Origin of the sequence: Thiocapsa sp. (assembly GCF_018399035.1) — a bacterium.
Taxonomy (GTDB): Bacteria; Pseudomonadota; Gammaproteobacteria; order Chromatiales; family Chromatiaceae; genus Thiocapsa.
Map to the genome: position 1 here is coordinate 5,430,193 of NZ_CP073760.1, position 15,288 is coordinate 5,445,480.

At 63.4% G+C, this 15,288-nt stretch carries 15 protein-coding genes and 1 pseudogene; 6 read left to right on the forward strand and 10 right to left on the reverse strand.

Going from position 1 to position 15,288, the window contains the following annotated elements; genetic code table 11:
* Positions 1-279: 279 nt before the first annotated feature.
* The 7 genes from KFB96_RS24800 to KFB96_RS24830 all read right to left on the reverse strand — a co-directional run bounded on the left by KFB96_RS24800 (position 280) and on the right by KFB96_RS24830 (position 4,726).
* Complete coding sequence (locus tag KFB96_RS24800) at positions 280-771, reverse strand: DUF29 domain-containing protein (protein WP_213455883.1); 492 nt, start codon at positions 769-771, stop codon at positions 280-282.
* A gap of 237 nt (positions 772-1,008) precedes the next feature.
* Complete coding sequence (locus KFB96_RS24805; RefSeq protein WP_300971038.1) at positions 1,009-1,332, reverse strand: DUF4351 domain-containing protein; 324 nt, start codon at positions 1,330-1,332, stop codon at positions 1,009-1,011.
* Positions 1,333-1,635: 303 nt separating this feature from the next.
* Positions 1,636-2,028 (reverse strand): type II toxin-antitoxin system VapC family toxin, encoded by a 393-nt coding sequence (locus tag KFB96_RS24810; protein ID WP_213455879.1) that lies wholly within the window; start codon positions 2,026-2,028, stop codon positions 1,636-1,638.
* 11 nt (positions 2,029-2,039) lie between these two features.
* Positions 2,040-2,303 (reverse strand): hypothetical protein, encoded by a 264-nt coding sequence (locus tag KFB96_RS24815; RefSeq protein ID WP_213455876.1) that lies wholly within the window; start codon positions 2,301-2,303, stop codon positions 2,040-2,042.
* Positions 2,304-2,461: 158 nt separating this feature from the next.
* Entirely contained in the window at positions 2,462-2,689 is a 228-nt protein-coding gene (locus tag KFB96_RS24820) for a hypothetical protein (protein WP_213455875.1), read from the reverse strand.
* Positions 2,690-2,932 carry an Rpn family recombination-promoting nuclease/putative transposase gene (locus KFB96_RS24825; RefSeq protein WP_213455873.1) on the reverse strand — a complete coding sequence of 81 codons (243 nt, stop codon included), beginning with the start codon at positions 2,930-2,932 and terminating at the stop codon, positions 2,690-2,692. It abuts the gene before it with no gap.
* Between the two features lie 615 nt (positions 2,933-3,547).
* Positions 3,548-4,726 carry an undecaprenyl-phosphate glucose phosphotransferase gene (locus KFB96_RS24830; protein ID WP_300971040.1) on the reverse strand — a complete coding sequence of 393 codons (1,179 nt, stop codon included), beginning with the start codon at positions 4,724-4,726 and terminating at the stop codon, positions 3,548-3,550.
* Between KFB96_RS24830 and KFB96_RS27240 the strand changes: the two genes are divergently transcribed.
* The gene (locus tag KFB96_RS27240; RefSeq protein WP_300971806.1) at positions 4,637-4,939 is read left to right on the forward strand and encodes a hypothetical protein; all 303 of its coding nucleotides are present in this window, start codon (positions 4,637-4,639) and stop codon (positions 4,937-4,939) included. The two genes, KFB96_RS24830 and KFB96_RS27240, sit on opposite strands and share 90 nt — an antisense overlap.
* The gene (locus tag KFB96_RS27245; RefSeq protein ID WP_300971807.1) at positions 4,894-6,360 is read left to right on the forward strand and encodes a hypothetical protein; all 1,467 of its coding nucleotides are present in this window, start codon (positions 4,894-4,896) and stop codon (positions 6,358-6,360) included. Before KFB96_RS27240 ends, KFB96_RS27245 begins: the two co-directional genes overlap by 46 nt.
* A 48-nt stretch (positions 6,361-6,408) precedes the next feature.
* On the opposite strand, the pseudogene KFB96_RS27750 reads toward KFB96_RS27245, so the two are convergent.
* Together KFB96_RS27750 and KFB96_RS24840 are read right to left on the reverse strand one after the other, a co-directional pair.
* Positions 6,409-6,732: pseudogene (locus KFB96_RS27750) on the reverse strand (hypothetical protein); the annotation flags it as partial.
* Between the two features lie 215 nt (positions 6,733-6,947).
* On the reverse strand, positions 6,948-8,468 hold the full coding sequence (locus KFB96_RS24840) for an O-antigen ligase (protein WP_213501598.1): 1,521 nt from the start codon (positions 8,466-8,468) through the stop codon (positions 6,948-6,950).
* Positions 8,469-9,126: 658 nt separating this feature from the next.
* On the opposite strand from KFB96_RS24840, the gene KFB96_RS24845 reads away from it, so the two are divergent.
* On the forward strand, positions 9,127-9,366 hold the full coding sequence (locus KFB96_RS24845; protein ID WP_213455869.1) for a hypothetical protein: 240 nt from the start codon (positions 9,127-9,129) through the stop codon (positions 9,364-9,366).
* 76 nt (positions 9,367-9,442) lie between these two features.
* Positions 9,443-9,682, forward strand: coding sequence for a hypothetical protein (locus KFB96_RS24850; RefSeq protein ID WP_213455867.1), 240 nt, complete (start codon positions 9,443-9,445; stop codon positions 9,680-9,682).
* A 322-nt stretch (positions 9,683-10,004) separates the two neighbouring features.
* Here KFB96_RS24850 and KFB96_RS24855 read toward each other — a convergent pair whose 3' ends face one another.
* Positions 10,005-10,850, reverse strand: coding sequence for a CpsB/CapC family capsule biosynthesis tyrosine phosphatase (locus tag KFB96_RS24855; protein WP_213455865.1), 846 nt, complete (start codon positions 10,848-10,850; stop codon positions 10,005-10,007).
* A 1,202-nt stretch (positions 10,851-12,052) separates the two neighbouring features.
* Here KFB96_RS24855 and KFB96_RS24860 point away from each other — a divergent pair.
* Together KFB96_RS24860 and KFB96_RS24865 are read left to right on the forward strand one after the other, a co-directional pair.
* Complete coding sequence (locus tag KFB96_RS24860) at positions 12,053-12,661, forward strand: polysaccharide biosynthesis/export family protein (RefSeq protein ID WP_213501600.1); 609 nt, start codon at positions 12,053-12,055, stop codon at positions 12,659-12,661.
* 295 nt (positions 12,662-12,956) lie between these two features.
* On the forward strand, positions 12,957-15,278 hold the full coding sequence (locus KFB96_RS24865; protein WP_213501602.1) for a polysaccharide biosynthesis tyrosine autokinase: 2,322 nt from the start codon (positions 12,957-12,959) through the stop codon (positions 15,276-15,278).
* The last annotated feature ends 10 nt before the right edge of the window (positions 15,279-15,288 follow it).

Below are 15,288 nucleotides of genomic sequence, written 5' to 3' on the forward strand. Positions count from 1 at the left end.
GATGGTTTGTCGCGGGGGGATTTTAGCAGGTTCGGGGGTTGGGGGGTGTGTTGGGTATCGGTTTTGGGGGTCCGGCTAAAGTGGCACGGCGCGCGCAGCGCCGGGGCATAAGTGACACCTCGGGAGCGGTGTCACGAGCGCTAGGCCGAAACTCCGGGGAAGGACGCCATGAGTCGGGCGCGTTTGTGACGATTTCGCATGCGGGGCTCCAATGCCTCGGCAGGCTGGTTCGGCTGGCAGGCGAAGAAGGCGTTGGATGCCGCGCGCAACCGGCGGAAGTCAGCGATGATTGTGGCGCGTTTCCGTGGAGACCGGATAGAAGTCGTCGTTCAGCATCTGCTCGGCCGTGTAGGGGCAGTGTGCCGGAAAGGTCTCGGGCGGCAAGCGCGTCTCTTTGCTGGCGAGGTCGACGGCATCCGGGTGGGCGGACAGGATGGTCTGGGCGAGGACGGACTTGAGCCCCGGCGATTGGCGCAGCAACACGGCAAGCTGTTTGCGTTGCTCGACGATGGTGGCACGCCAGCTTCGGCCATCGAATTCGCGCCACTGCTCGGAGAGGAGTGGGTATTGGTACTCCCATTTGAGTAAATGCGCGATCAGGATCAGGAGTCGGCTTTCCAGCTCGCGTCGCTCGCTCTTGCTCATATCGCCCAGTTCTTCCAGCAGATGCTCGATGTCCATGTCATTGAAGCGACGGTCGCGCAAGAGCTCGACGTGACGCTTGGCCCAAGCGGCGTAGTCGGTGCGATAGAGGGCGGGGAGGTCGGTCATGGGTGGATGATCGGTTTCATGGGGTTTGCGAGGGCAGGGTGACGGTTAAGGTGATTTCCGGGAAAGCATCGACCAACATGTAGGGGCGACTTTAGTCGCCCGGTAAGCATTGGAAACACGCACGGCCGGGATGATCATTCCCGGAAATCGCCTAAGTCGGGAGTGGAGAGAAAGGTCTTGAAAAGCAACATCCCAAATCGGGCGTACGGGAGTACGCCGCGTCCTGATGCGACCGGATCAATGCAACACCTCGTCCAGACTCTGTGCTTCCAGAATCCGATCCGACCATTCCAGAAGCGTCTCGGAATCGGCTGCGGTAATTCGGTGTCGGACCGTCTCGCTCGGTGGACCGAACTTGCGCTCGATCAGGCGCAGGAGAATTTTGGCTTCGCCTCGCTGCTCCCCTCGCTGCTCCCCTCGCTGCTCGCCTTGGGCAATGTACCTGTCGATGAAGGTTTCCATCAGGGGCTCTCCGGAGAGGGTTTGTTCGAGGAGGCGACGGACCTGTGTCTCGTCGAGTCGCCCGGTGCCTTGGACATAGTAGCGCAGGAGGGATTCCAAAAGGGTGACGTAGACTGTCGATCGGGGGGCTTATCGCGGAGGGTTCTTAGCAGGTATGGGGGCTGGGGTGTGGTGGGTGTTGGTTTTTTGGGGGGGCCGCTGTGTGGGGGGACGGGCGACTGAAGTCGCCCCTACGGTCGCCCCTACGGTCGCCCCTGCGGTCGGGACTGCGGCTTGGCTGGGAGGGTTGGTCCGCCGTCGCGGTACTTGGCGCGGAGCGCCAGAGGCATGCGTGACACCGCGGAGCGGGTGTCACGAGACCTTGGGGAAGGTGTCACGAGACGTTGAAGATGCTGCTCAACTTCAGAGCGCGCTGGCGACATCGGTCTTGGAGAAGTCTTCGCCCTTGAACAAGAGCGCCTCTTGCCTGTGCTTGGCGAGAGCATGGGAAAAACAATCGCCAAAATTCAACCCGGCTGGATGACGACCCTTGCCGTATCGCAGCCAAGACTGATACGCCGTGCGCGCCAATTCGGCATCCACGGGCAGGATATCGATCGCAGCCAGCGCAAGCAGCTCCTCGAGGCCGCTGCGACCCGCCTCGCCACGACGCGCGGTCATGACGAGCATGGTTTCGAGCCGCGTTGGCGCCGACATGACAGGTGCTGAATCCGTCTCCACCAGACAGCGAGCGTGGTGTTCAGCTTCCGGCTCATCGAGCAGGATGCAAACGAGCGACGAGGTATCGACGACCATGCGCGCGTCCTTTAGGTTGGCAGGCCGTTCAGGTCGTAGCCGATGATCTGGTCCGCGTCACGTGGATCGAGCTCCGGGGAGGTGGCGCAGCGTCGACTCACGGCCATGATTTCAGCGAGCCGTCGGCTTGTGTCGCGAGGTTCCGGTTGTCTGGCTTCATCGTCGTCCGCCAGGATGATCACCTTGACGGGACAGCCTTCCCGCCAATGCCGATAAGACGTCGGCAAGCGGATGACGCCGTCCTTCAAATGGGCATCGAATTCGATGGCTTGCATGGTCAAATCCTGCTTGATGCGACATCCGGCGGTTATGGCAGGGTGATCAAGACATTTCAAGGCGATTTCCGGGAATGATCATCCCGGCCGTGCGTGTTTCCAATGCTTACCGGGCGACTAAAGTCGCCCCTACATGTTGGTCTATGCTTTCCCGGAAATCACCCAAGGTTGGCTTCGCCACGCTGCTCCCCTCGCTGCTCGCCTTGGGCAATGTATTTGTCGATGAAGGTTTCCATCAGGGGCTCTCCCGAGAGGGTTTGTTCGAGGAGGCGACGGACCTGTGTCTCATCGAGTCGCCCGGTACCTTGGACATAGTAGCGCAGGAGGGATTCCAAGATGTCGAGCGCGGTGGGGTCGCGGCTGACCTTGGCAACCAGCTCGAGCAACTAATGGTCGGACTGGCTCTTGTGCTCGCAGAGCAGATAAACCGAGAGCCGGGTGTCGCGATAGGGAATCCGGTAGATCAGATCGGAGTAGACCTTGCGCAGCGCCTCGGTGACGAAGGTATCCGTTGTGAGCTTCAGTCGCTCCAGGTCGATCGCTTCGCACAAGGCTTGGGGCAGGACGTGGCGCAGGACATCGCGCGCGATGGCGGGGGGCGCGAAGTTCTCGCGGCGGTCGTTGTCCACGCGATTCAGGGTCTGTCGCTTCAGCTAGGTGATGAGGCTGGCGAGGAGGGTTTCTGGTCTGGGTTGTGTGCGGATCGGGCGAGGGGTTAGCGCTGTGTAGAGGTCAGGCGATCGACTGAGGTCGCCGCGGCTTGGCTTGGCGGTTGGCCTAGTGTCGCGGTACTTGGCGCGGAGCGCCAGTGGCATGCGTGACACCGCGGAGCGGGTGTCACGAGTTTTTGAAGGTTTGAGTGGTCGGTCTAATGAACGACGCCCAGGGGTGTTCGTCAGTCCGGCCATCGTGGCACGTCGCGCAGAGCGCTACGGGGCGTGCGTGACATCGCGGAGCGAATGTCACGAGTTCTGGAAGGCTAGGGCTTGTCCCGCGTTCCTCGCGGCGGCTCGGTGCGGATGCTCGAAGGTGGGCTGCGGCATTGGCGTGTTCGGCATCGGGCCGCGCCCCGATGTTGCCTCGTCCATTGTTGAGGGCAAAACGGCCCGCGGAGCGGAGCGCCGGGGGATGCGTGACACCGCCGCCGGAGCGGAGTCAAGAGCGCGCCTGGTTACGCGCGTTGGTGGCTTGCTTGAGAGTGGCCGGTGATGTCCGACAAGCCAGCTTGTCATGCGGGCGCGAGATCAATAGGCATTGCGTCCCACGAATCCGCCGATAGCGGTCATCAAGAGGATCTGGAGGTCGAGCCGAAGCGACCAGTGTTGGATGTACCAGAGGTCATGCTCGACGCGTTTGGTGATCTTCTCGAGGGTATCGGTCTCGCCGCGCCATCCGTTGACCTGAGCCCAGCCGGTAATGCCGGGGCGGACCTTGTGGCGGAGCATGTAGCCCTGGACCTTGCCGCGGTAGTGCTCGTTCATGGCAATCGGGTGCGGTCTGGGGCCGATCAGGGACATTTCGCCCTTGAGCACATTGATCAACTGCGGCAGCTCGTCGATCGATGTGCACCGCAGCAGAGCGCCGATCGGGGTGACGCGCGGGTCCTGTCGTGTGGCCTGGACGAAGCGGTCGCCGTCGTCGCAGACCGTCATGGTGCGGAACTTCCAGACCAGGATCTCTCGACCATCGACGCCGTAGCGGCGTTGCTTGAAGATCACCGGGCCGGGGGAACTGAGCTTGATCGCGGCGGCGACAAGGGCCATCGGGATGGCGAGTACGGCCAGAAGGATGCCGGACAGCACCAGATCCATGAAGCGTTTCATCCAGCCGTCGACACCCCAGAAGGGTGTTTCGTAGACGCTGACGATGGGAATCCCTGCGAGGTTGGACCAGCGACCGTGCATGAGACTGGTCGTGTAGACGTCGGGGATGAGATAGACGGAGGCGGTGGTATCGGCAAGGCGCTCGAGCAGCTCGTTGACCGCGGATCGACCCGAGTGCGGCAAGGCGACATAGATGATGTCGATCTCGCCGCGTCGCACGCGTGCCTCGATCTGCTGGATGCATCGCTCGGTGGCTTGCGAGATGCGATCGTCCGTACTGGGGTCGGCAGGCGGGTTAAGGTCGGGGTGACCGACCAGGTTGAGCCCTAGCCTAGGGAGTTCAATCTGACCCGATAAGGCACGAAATAGCTCATGCCGGTCTCGTGTCGCGGGGTGCGGGCGGTGATGCGCCGGCTGTCCTGCCGCCGGCCGCCATCGACAGCCCTGTCGCCTCCAGGCACACTTCGCGGCACCGGGATCCCCCAGCCGAATCCGAGCCGACGCCGACCGATGGACACCTTCAAAACCCCCGTGGCCCGATTGGCCCGACTGTTCCGGGCATCGCGCGATGCGTGGCGGGCCAAAGCCCTGGACAAGCAACAGCGCCTGCGCGCGGCTCGGGTCAAGATCCGGGATCTGGAAGCGAGCCGTGCCTATTGGAAAACCGGGCGCTGGCGGCGCAAGGCGGTGGCCCGCCTGCGGCGTCGGAGGCGACACCGGTCGGCGCGGCGCAGGAGCCTGACGCTGCGGCTCGGCAGCAGCTGCGCTTGCCCCCGCCCGGTCACCGGCATTCGCTCCTGGTCATTCAACTGACGCTGCAGATGTTTCTGGGTGCCGGACTCGGCAGCCGCGGGGTGCCCCGCGTACTGAGTCTGCTCGCGCCCTGGATGCCGGTGAGCCTGCCGGCGCATACGACGGTCCTCAACTGGGTTTATCGCTGCGGATTGGCGATCCTCCTGCAGCCTCCGCAGCGGCGCGAGGACTGGATTTACATCGCCGATCATACGCTTGAACTGGGCACATCGAAGTGTCTCGTGATTCTGGGCATCCCCGCCGCCCGGCTGCTCGAGACCGGCTACAGCCCGTCGCACCGGGCCATGCAGGTGCTCGCCGTGAAGGTGACGACGCACAGCACCGGGGAGTGGGTCGCCACGGTGCTGCGCGAGGTCGCCGAGCGCACCGGTGTGCCGGTGCAGATCGTCGCCGATCACGGCAGCGACCTGCACAAGGGGATCACGCTGTTTCGCCGGGAACAGACGACAGACTGTGTGGAAACCTATGATATTTCGCACCGCATCGCCACCCTGCTCAAGGCCGAATTGCAGCCCGACGCGCGCTGGCAGACCTTTCTGGCGCACTGCAAGCGGACCCTGGCGTCCTTTCAGCAAACCGACCTGGCCTTTCTGTTGCCGCCGCGTCAGCGCACCAAGGCGCGCTTCATGCACGTCGACACCCATGTCGAGTGGGCGCAAAACCTGCTCGCCTACCAGGAGCGGGGAGATTTCAGTGCCGTTCGGCCCACCTGCGTTCTGACGGTCGCCGCCCGGGACCACCTGCGCGACCGTTTGGGCGTCGCCCGCGTGCGTCCCCTGCACGTGCTGCTGGGCCATCGGCATCCCGACAAGGCAGCCTTCTGCGAGGCCATTCAGGCGGCGTCCGACCTGCAGCTCACGGATCTGGACGACGCCTTTTGGGATCTCGCCGACACCGGCCGCGCCCGCTTCCTGGAGGGCTTCGCTTGGGCGAGTGCCTATCGCGAAGATCTGGCGATCTATGCGCAGATGATGGAACAGTCCAAGGCCATCCAGAGCGTTCTCAAGTCCGAGGGACTGCACGCCGGCGTCTGCGCATCGCTTCAATCCACACTCGCTCCGCGCACCGCGCTCGCTCCGCGAGCCGCCCGCTTTACCGACCGGGTCTTGGAACAGGTCGAGGTACAAGCCGCCAAGATCCCGCCCGGCGCAACCTGGCTGGCGTCCTCCGACATCATCGAATCGGTGTTCGGGAAATACAAAACCTTCACCGCACGCGGCCCCCTCAAGGAGATCGGCCGGCTGGTGTTGGCGATTCCCGCCTTCCTCACCGATCTGACGGGCCCGCTCATTCACGAGGCGATGACCTCGGTGCGTACCCTGGATGTCGAGCACTGGGTCAAAGCGCATCTCGGCGACTCCATGCTGGCCCGGCGACGACAGGCGTTCAAGGCGCCGAAGCTCGACATGAAAACGGCATGAAGGTTTTGATGGGAAAGACCGGGGGATTGAACATCCTAGCCCTAGCCAGGGTGATTGCTCGATGGTCCGGGCGAGTTGTTCACCGGATTCGTCGTTGCCCCAAACCAAGGCGTTGCGTTGAAGGTGCTTTTGGCTGATCGCGTACTGAAAGATGCGCCGTGCGAGGATGCGCCAACCGCTTAAGAGTACGGGCGTTGCGAGGACCCATGCGCCGGTCGCCACGCGTGAGAAGCTGCTGGTGTCCTTGAACATGTAAGCCAGCAGCAGCAGAACGAGCAGGGTCTGCATCCACACGAAGAGGATCTGAAAAAACTGCCGAGTCGCTGTCTCGCCTCGCCATGGCCGATAGATGCCCGCGATCTCGCCGATCATAACGAAAAGGATCACGGCGGCAAGCACGGCATTGGTGTATCTGATGTTCCATTCGTGGACGTCGTAAACTGCGATTGCAACCGCGAGCACGGACAGGATCACAAGGGCATCGAAAACCTTGGACAGAAAGACCAGCGTGCGGTCGGAGCGCGGTACCCCGTGCTCGCGGAAGATATCCGATTGACCGTGAATCAACGTGTATCCTCCATGGAGAATTAACGGGCATCCTGAAAGGGGTTCGGGATCTGATCGGGCTGCGGTGCAACGCCCTGTGCGCGCATGGGTGTCGGCGGCTCGAGGTCCGGAGTGCGGCGGCGGGAGCGGCGCTCGGTCGTGGTTTCGAGCCGCTCGGGAGGCATAAAGAAGATGCCGGCCAGGAAGGCGAGCACGGCCTGGTTCGCCGGGATGGCGAGGTTGTAGTCGACCAGCTCGTGGAGGGCCAGGACCAACAGGCCGACGCCCGCTCCGGCTTGCAGGAAGCGGGAGCGCGACCAGTGGCCGCGCACATAGACGCGTGTCCATTGATGGGCGTAAAAGGCAAGCGCGACGAGGATGATGACCGCAGCGATGAGACCCGCGTCCGAGATCCACTCCAGGTAGTCGTTGTGGGCGTGGTTGGCGAGCAGTCCGCCGAACTGGATCGGCTGGACAGGCAAGAAGGCGCTCGGGAAGGTCCCCGGGCCGCTGCCGACAGGTAAGAGCTCGCCGAGACGTAAGAGCGTTGCGGAGAAAAGGTCCACGCGCGCGTCCTCGACGACCCCCGTCACCGTGAAGCGATCGAGCACCGGGGCTAGTCCGATGGCGACGCCGAATCCCAGCGTGACGGCGACGACGGTACCGGTGATGCCGAAGGTATTGCTTCCGCCGATGCGACGCGCGAACAGCAGTGTGGTGAGGATCAGGCCCAGCATGCCCATGGCGATGCCCATCCGGGAGCGGGTGAAGACCAGCCCCACGAGGATGAGCAGGGCGACGGCACCGTACAGGATGGCGGCGTTGCCGTGCGTCGAGCCGAGGAAGCGTGCGCGCCGGCGCCATGTGCCTGAACGCGGTCCGCCGGTCGAGTCCTCGTGGCCCAGGTTGTAGTAGAGCATCGCCAGCGCGAGTGGCAGCATCATCGCCAGCAGTCCGGCGAGGTGGTTGCGATTGGCGTAGGTGCCGGTGGCGGAGTCCGGATGTCCGCCGGGGACGGCCATCAGCATCGCGCCGCTTTGGACGGTTCCGAATTGGATCAGACCCAGGATGGCTTGGACCAGGGCGACACCGAGCAGGACCTTCACCAGCAGCAACAGGCCGCGGCTGTCCAGCGAGCGCGTGCCGACGAAGACGGCGAGGGGGATGAGCAGGCTCAGGCCGGCGGCGACCGTGAGGTCCGGGTGGATCGACAGGGGTTTCCACGCGGAGGACGTGTCGAGCGAGAGAAGTGCCTCGCCCGCGACGTAGAGATCGCGACCCGGCAGGCCGTTGACGAACGCGCCGGGCAGCGGGATGAGATAGAGGATCGGGACGAGGCCGAGGAGCACGAGGATGCCGAACTCGACGCGGGACAGGGGAACCGCCCGGGGTGTCCAGAGGGTCACGACCAGGATGACGATCCCGAGCCATTGCAGCATCAGCGAGGCCAGCGGGGTGTTGCCGGCCCGAAAGACCGGTGCGAGGACCAGCGTTACGATCAGTAAGCCGATGATCGCCTTGTAAAATGGGTGGCTGGAGCTGGCCGGGTTTGCGTACTGCATCTGTCTCAATCCGTTGATCGCGTCTCGTTAGGTTAGAACTCTAACATCCTAATGGGGCGATTAGTAAAGGGGCGAGGGATGGAATGGGAGCGTTCTCGGACGAGATGTGGGTGGCGGGCGTGGGTTGGCATCCTTCGTTTTCGCGGAGAGCCTTTCGCTGCATGGGTGATGGCGGGGGCCATGGGGCCTCGCGGAGTGGTGAAATGAGCTGACGCGTTTGAGCCGTGGCGCGGAGCGCCTTCGGCATGCGTGACACCGCAGAGCGATGTCACGAGAAGTGCAGGAAGCAGTCTCGCGAGAAAACCCCTACAGTTGACAACTGCTCCAGACGCCCTACACGCGACACCGTTCCGAACGCCCTACACGCGACACCGCTCCAGTCGCCCTACACGGCTACCCGCTACTCGTGACACCACTCGTGACACCGCTCCGCGGTGTCACGCATCCCCCCGGCGCTCCGCGCCACGATCGGGGCTACCGGCACCTAAACCCTAAACCCTAAACCCTAAACCCTAAACCCTAAACCCTACTCGTGACACCGCTCCGCGGTGTCACGCATCCCCCGGCGCTCCGCGCCACGATGCGTTTACGAGGAGCTGGGCTAGCTGGTAAATTACACGAACCGTTAATCGGAGAGCACAGAAGCAGGAGGCATTTGATGTCCCGTACTCGGTACCATTTCGGTCCAGCCGACCATCCGCATTTTCTGACCTGCACCCTGGTTGAGTGGTTGCCGATCTTCACGCGTCCGGAGACCGCGCAGGTGCTGTTCGACGCTTGGGCTTACCAGCAAAAACACGAGGGCTTGCGCCTCTACGGTTTCGTTGTGCTGGAGAATCATCTCCACGCGGTTGCGCAGGCTCCTGATCTTCCCGGGACTTGGGCGCGCTTTAAGTGATTTCCGGGAAAGCATCGACCAACATGTAGGGGCGACTTTAGTCGCCCGGTAAGCATTGGCAACACGCACGGCCGGGATGATCATTCCCGGAAATCGCCTTAAGTCCTATACGGCGCGGCGTCTCATCGATCTTTTACGTGAGAAGGGGGCTCGGCTGTTCCTGGAGCGGATGGAGATGCTGCGACAGAAGCTTGAATATATTCACAACAATCCCGTCAAGCGGGGCTTCGTCGATGCCCCGGAGCATTGGCGCTGGTCCAGTGCTCGCGGTTACGCGGGCGGTCGTGGGGTGGTGGAGGTTTATACCGGGTGGTGACGTGGTGACTCGTGGCGCGGAGCGCCAGGGGCATGCGTGACACCGCGGAGCGGTGTCACGAGTATCGAGAGGGGGTGTCACGAGTATCGAGAGGGGGTGTCGCGAGTATCGAGAGGGGGTGTCGCGAGTATCGAGCGGAGCGGGGGTGTCGCGAGTGTGGCCACGCTCGTCAGACCGGCCACCCAAAACATCAGTCGCTCGTGACACCCGCTCCGCGGTGTCACGCATGCCCCGTGGCGCTCTGCGCCAAGCGCCAAGCGCCAAGCGCCAAGCGCCAAGCGCCAAGTGCCACGATATGTCGCGAGAGGATTGCACGGAATGGTTATGGGCGAGTTGACTTCGGGGCGTCGCGGGACGAGCCGAGCAGGCGGGAGAGCCAGCCTTGCTTTGGTTGGTGACGCGGATGCGGGACGTGGTCGGGATCGAGCATGGGCGGCGGCGGGATGTCGGCGGGTGCACGGTTGTCGATGATGGCTTGCGGTCGGTCGTTGACGAGGCGGTCGGCTTCGGCGTCGCCGACCCAGCGGGCGGCGGCATCGCGTCCTTCGGCGAGGAGCGGGGGGCGATGGCGGGTGTCGTGCGAGTCGGTGGCGAGGATGTGAACGAGGCCCTCCTCGAGCATCCGCTCGCCCCAGTACTTGGGTGTCCGCCCGAAGCGGCCGGTGAGGGCACCGGCGGTGACCTGAATCCAGGCGCCTTGTCGGGCCGCTTGGACGAACCAGGGGTAATGCTCGTCGTCGAGCCAGGTAAGACGTTCGGGGTGGGTGATCACGGGGACATAGCCCGAGGAGAGGCTGTCGTGAATCGACTCATGGAACCGCACGGGCACCGTGTGGTGCGGGGGCTCGAACAGGAAGTAGCGTGTGCCGTGCAGGGTTGGGTGCGTGCCGCGTTGCAGCCCGGCGATCAACTCGGGGACGAGTTGGATGTCAGCGCCCTCGGTAAGGATGAGCGGAAGGTCTGCTTCGGCGAGTGCTCGGCGCAAGCCTGCGATGGCGTGCCGGATGCCCTCGGCGCGGTTTTCGAACAGGCCGGGGTAGATGTGCGGGGTGCAGGCCGTCATCGCGATGCCGTCTGCCAGGGCGATCCGTGCCATTTCCAGCGAGACCGACAGATCCGGCGCACCGTCGTCGATGCCGGGAAGGATGTGGCAGTGTAGGTCGATCATCGTGGGCTGCTCCTGAGTTTCGTGACAGGCGCCCCGAAACCCCGCGTGCTACGCTTGCGTCGGTCGCGCGCGATTCCGGGGCGACATTCCTTAGGCACGGGGATCGGTCTGGATCATTTGCCGAAGGTCGGCGCTTGGTTATTCAAGGATACGTCAGCCGGGCTTGTCCGTCTCGCCGGCATCGCTCGTTCAACCGCCGCCTGAACCTTAAAGCGGCTCCTGGCTCGTTCTCGTGACACCGCTCAGCGGTGTCACGCATGCTTTAAGGCGATTTCCGGGAATGATCATCCCGGCCGTGCGTGTTGCCAATGCTTACCGGGCGACTAAAGTCGCCCCTACATGTTGGTCGATGCTTTCCCGGAAATCACCTAAGTTCTCGTGACATCGCTCAGCGGTGTCACGCATGCTTTAAGGCGATTTCCGGGAATGATCATCCCGGCCGTGCGTGTTGCCAATGCTTACCGGGCGACTAAAGTCGCCCCTACATGTTGGTCGATGCTTTCCCGGAAATCACCTAAGTTCTCGTGACATCGCTCAGCGGTGTCACGCATGCCCCCGGCGCTCTGCGCCACGTGCCGCTCTAGCCCGAGTCACGAACGAAGCCCTTTGGTCGAGCACCGAGGGTTGGGGCTCGGGCGCTGGTCACAACGGACCGAACGGGCCTCGGGTGGAATCACGTGCCGAAGGGGCAATGAGATTTTGCCGTCGGTATGATCTTGGGATAGCCTAGAGTTGGCCTGGGTTCCCGCAGATGGAACGGTTGCGACGCATCCGTCGGTCGGGCGACGCCCCGCTCGATTCCGAGAAAGTGTAGGGTGGAACAGCGCACTGCGGTCGATCTAGACCGGACGGAGTGGTAGCGGGGAGGTCACATCGAGCCGGCTTGGTTTGTTGATCCGGTCGCGGCGACACGCGGCGCGGAGCGCCGGGGGCATGCGTGAGACCTCGGAGCGGTGCCACGCGAGCTTAAAGCGAGGCCAGCCGGGCTCGCTGCGGAGCAATGTTTTTACGACAATGGACGGAAGAATTCAACAATGCTGAAGTCTTTTTGGCTTGTGCTCGCGGTCTTGGTATTCCTCGGTGGTTGTTCGTCGGGATCTTCGCCGTCGGGCTCTGCACTGGCTGGTTCCGAGATGGGGGCAGTCCCGACATCGGGGACGCTGCAGCCTGAAGCGGCTGCGCCGTCTCAAGGCGGGACGCTGGTGCCTGCTGTGGTGGGTCTTCCGCCGCCGGCGACGAGCAGCTCGGCGGCGACCTACCTGATCGGTGCGGGCGACCTGATCCAGGTGGATGTCTTCAAGGTTCCGGATTTGTCCACGAAGGAGCGGGTGAACGAGGCCGGGGTGATCGTGATGCCCCTGATCGGCCCGGTGGTGGTCGGTGGTTTGACGCCGGAACAGGCAGGACGGGTCATTGCGGCCGAATTGACGAAGGACCATCTGCAGAATCCGCAGGTCAACGTGCTGGTCCTCGAGTATGCGAACATGAACATCACGGTCGGCGGTGCGGTGAAGAAGCCGGGCGTGTTTCCGATGAAGGGTCAGACCACGTTGCTTCAGGCGATCTCGTTGGCCGAGGGGATCAGCGAGGTGGCGAAACCGGAGGAGGTCGTGGTCTTCAGATCGTTGCCCGGACAGTCCGTCAGTGCCTACGTGGTCGATTTGAGAAAGGTTCAGCGCGGCGATCTCGTCGATCCGGTGCTCGCGGTCAACGACAAGGTGATGGTGCCGGAATCGGGTTCGGCAGTCTTCGTGAAGAATATGACCGGTGCCTTGCGCGGGTTTGTCTCGCTCAATCCGCTTTATTACTGAGGCCGCCTGGAGCGGGGTGGATGCTCGGCGCGGACTCGCTCATAAACCCGGCCACTTGGCTGATGGGGGCGGGTAGGGTGGACAAGCGCAGCGCAGACCACCAACGCCGGCGCAGGGCTCGGTGGACGTCACTCTCGCTCGTCGACCCTACCGGTCTTAATGAACAAGGCCCGCTGGGCTCATCCACCCCGGGGTCTCGCGTGGTATTTCACTTTCGTTTCTGCTGGACTTCGGCGCTTGCCCGCAAGGCATTGCATGCGCCGGCACAACGTCGTTCTCGATGGACATGGACTCGATGACTAGCCCGAATCAATCGCTCGCCCCCGAAGGTCCTCACCAACCGCTGCAGGCCGCGCAGCGGTCGCGCCTGCCGAGTGTGGGTGTCAGATTGCCCGAACCGCCCGTCCGCGACGAGGATGTGATCGATCTGCGCGAGCTCTGGGCCGTGCTGATGCGGCGTCGGTGGTTGATCATCTCGGTGGTGAGCTTGGCGGCGATCCTGGCCCTGGTGGCGACCTTCGTCATGACGCCGATCTACCGCAGCACCTTGCTCCTGCAGATCGAGACCACAGGCAATCGCGTGGTGGACTACGGGAGTGTCACGCAGGAGGAGACAACGGGCTATCGGGCCAACATGGACTTCTACCGGACCCAGTACGAGCTGCTCAAGAGCAACACCCTCGCGCGCAGGGTCATCGACCAGCTCGGCTTGGTGCCGATGGATGCCGATGAGGAGGGTCCGTCCTTCTTCGGGGATATGGGGACGATGGCGAAGGCGTGGGTGTCTTCCATGTCGGGGGCATCCGCGACGGGCGATGCGCTCTCCGGGGTCGACCCCGAGCAGGCGCAGCGGATGAACGAGGAGATCGCGTTGCTCGAGCAGTTGACGATCGAGCCGGTGCGCGACTCGCGTCTGGTGCGGATCCACTACGACAGCCCCGGTCCGGTCGAGGCTGCGGAGGTGGCCAACGCGGTTGCGACCAACTTCATCAACCTGAACCTCGAGCGGCGTTACGACGCCTCGTCCTTCGCGAAGCGCTTCCTCGAGGAGCAGCTCGCGCAGGCGCGGGCGACCTTGGAAGAATCGGAGAAGCGTTTCGTGGCCTATGCGCGCGAGCGCGAAATCGTGGACACCGACAACCGCCTGCAGATCACGCTCGACAATTTGCGCGAAATGAATTCCCAGTTGATCAAGGCCCAGGGGGCACGGATCGAGGCAGAGGCGGTGTACTTCGGCATCGTGAATGCCGGCGGCGCCGGCAGCGCGGCCGGGGTTTTGGAGAGCAAGCTTATTCAGAGTCTGAAGGAGCGCCGCGGCACCATGGAGGCGGACTACCGCGACCAGTTGCAGGTCTTCAAACCCAATTATCCGAGCATGCGGCAGCTCAAACAGCAGATCGACGAGCTGGATCAGCAGATCGCCCGCGAGACCTCGGCGATCGCCGGCGGCGTGAAGGCGCAGTACGAGGCCAAGTCGCTCGAGGAGGCCAAGCTCTCCAAACGCATCATGGAGCTGAACGAGGAGGCGCTGGCGTTGCAGGACCGCAGCACGGACTTCGAGACGCTGAGACGCGAGGTCACCACCAACCGCGAGCTTTACGACGGACTGCTCCAGCGGGTGAAGGAAGTCGGTGTGGCCGCCGGGATCGGGGAGAACAACATCTCGATCGTCGATGCGGCCCGTGTGCCCATTGCCCCCTTCAAGCCGAGTCTGAAGCTCAATCTGGCCATCGCGATCGCGCTGGGCGGCTTCATCGGCGTGCTTGCGGCCTTCCTGCTTGAGGCCCTCGACGATACGGTCCGGGGTGCCGAGGACGTCGAGGGGCTGGTCGGTGCACCTGTGCTGACCCTGATCCCCAAGGTCGACGCGCGTGAACTGGGTTTGCAGGACGAAGAGCTCGGCCTGCTCGCCTTCCGGGACCCGAAGAGTTCGGTCGCCGAGTCGGTGCGTTCACTGCGCACCCAGTTGTTGTTTTCGACGTCCGACGGTGCCCCCGACATCCTGCACTTTACAAGCGCGGGCCCTGGCGAAGGCAAGACAACCACGGCCATCAATACGGCGATTGCGTTTGCACAGGCGGGCAACACCGTCCTGCTGATCGACTGCGACTTGCGCAACCCTTCGTTGCAGCGTGCGTTCACCTTGCCCAACACGAATGGTCTGACGAACTATCTGGCAGGCAGTGCGAAGCCGCTCGAGATCTCGCAGGCGACCATGGTGACGCGCCTCTTTGCGATTACCAGCGGGCCGCTCCCGCCGAACCCGGTCGAGCTGCTCGCGAGTGCGAAAATGCTGGATCTGTTGAGCGTTGCCGCCGAGCGTTTCGACATCGTGATCATCGACGGGCCACCCGTGATCGGGCTTGCCGATGCGCTGATCCTCGCGAATCTGGCGAAGGCGACGATCTTCATCGTGGATGCCCAGTCGACGCACCGACGCGAGATCGCAAGTGCCGTGAAACGCCTGAGACAGGCGAATGCGCACCTGCTCGGGGCCGTCCTCGCGAAGGTCGGGCGCGCAGGCAAGGGCTACGGCTACGGCTACGGCTACGACTACATGTATAGCTACGGCGGCCGGGGCGATCAGACGAATCTGCCGCAGCAGAGTCCGGCTTAGCCGGCGCGAT

What these genes read in the sequence shown, in the direction of transcription:
- KFB96_RS24845 (WP_213455869.1), top strand. Translation starts at nt 9,127, where the DNA reads ATGTCCCGTACTCGGTACCATTTCGGTCCAGCCGACCATCCGCATTTT.
- KFB96_RS24815 (WP_213455876.1), bottom strand. Translation starts at nt 2,303, where the DNA reads ATGCAAGCCATCGAATTCGATGCCCATTTGAAGGACGGCGTCATCCGC.
- KFB96_RS27240 (WP_300971806.1), top strand. Translation starts at nt 4,637, where the DNA reads ATGGACACCTTCAAAACCCCCGTGGCCCGATTGGCCCGACTGTTCCGG.
- KFB96_RS24865 (WP_213501602.1), top strand. Translation starts at nt 12,957, where the DNA reads ATGACTAGCCCGAATCAATCGCTCGCCCCCGAAGGTCCTCACCAACCG.
- KFB96_RS24840 (WP_213501598.1), bottom strand. Translation starts at nt 8,468, where the DNA reads ATGCAGTACGCAAACCCGGCCAGCTCCAGCCACCCATTTTACAAGGCG.
- KFB96_RS24800 (WP_213455883.1), bottom strand. Translation starts at nt 771, where the DNA reads ATGACCGACCTCCCCGCCCTCTATCGCACCGACTACGCCGCTTGGGCC.
- KFB96_RS24855 (WP_213455865.1), bottom strand. Translation starts at nt 10,850, where the DNA reads ATGATCGACCTACACTGCCACATCCTTCCCGGCATCGACGACGGTGCG.
- KFB96_RS24810 (WP_213455879.1), bottom strand. Translation starts at nt 2,028, where the DNA reads ATGGTCGTCGATACCTCGTCGCTCGTTTGCATCCTGCTCGATGAGCCG.
- KFB96_RS24850 (WP_213455867.1), top strand. Translation starts at nt 9,443, where the DNA reads ATGATCATTCCCGGAAATCGCCTTAAGTCCTATACGGCGCGGCGTCTC.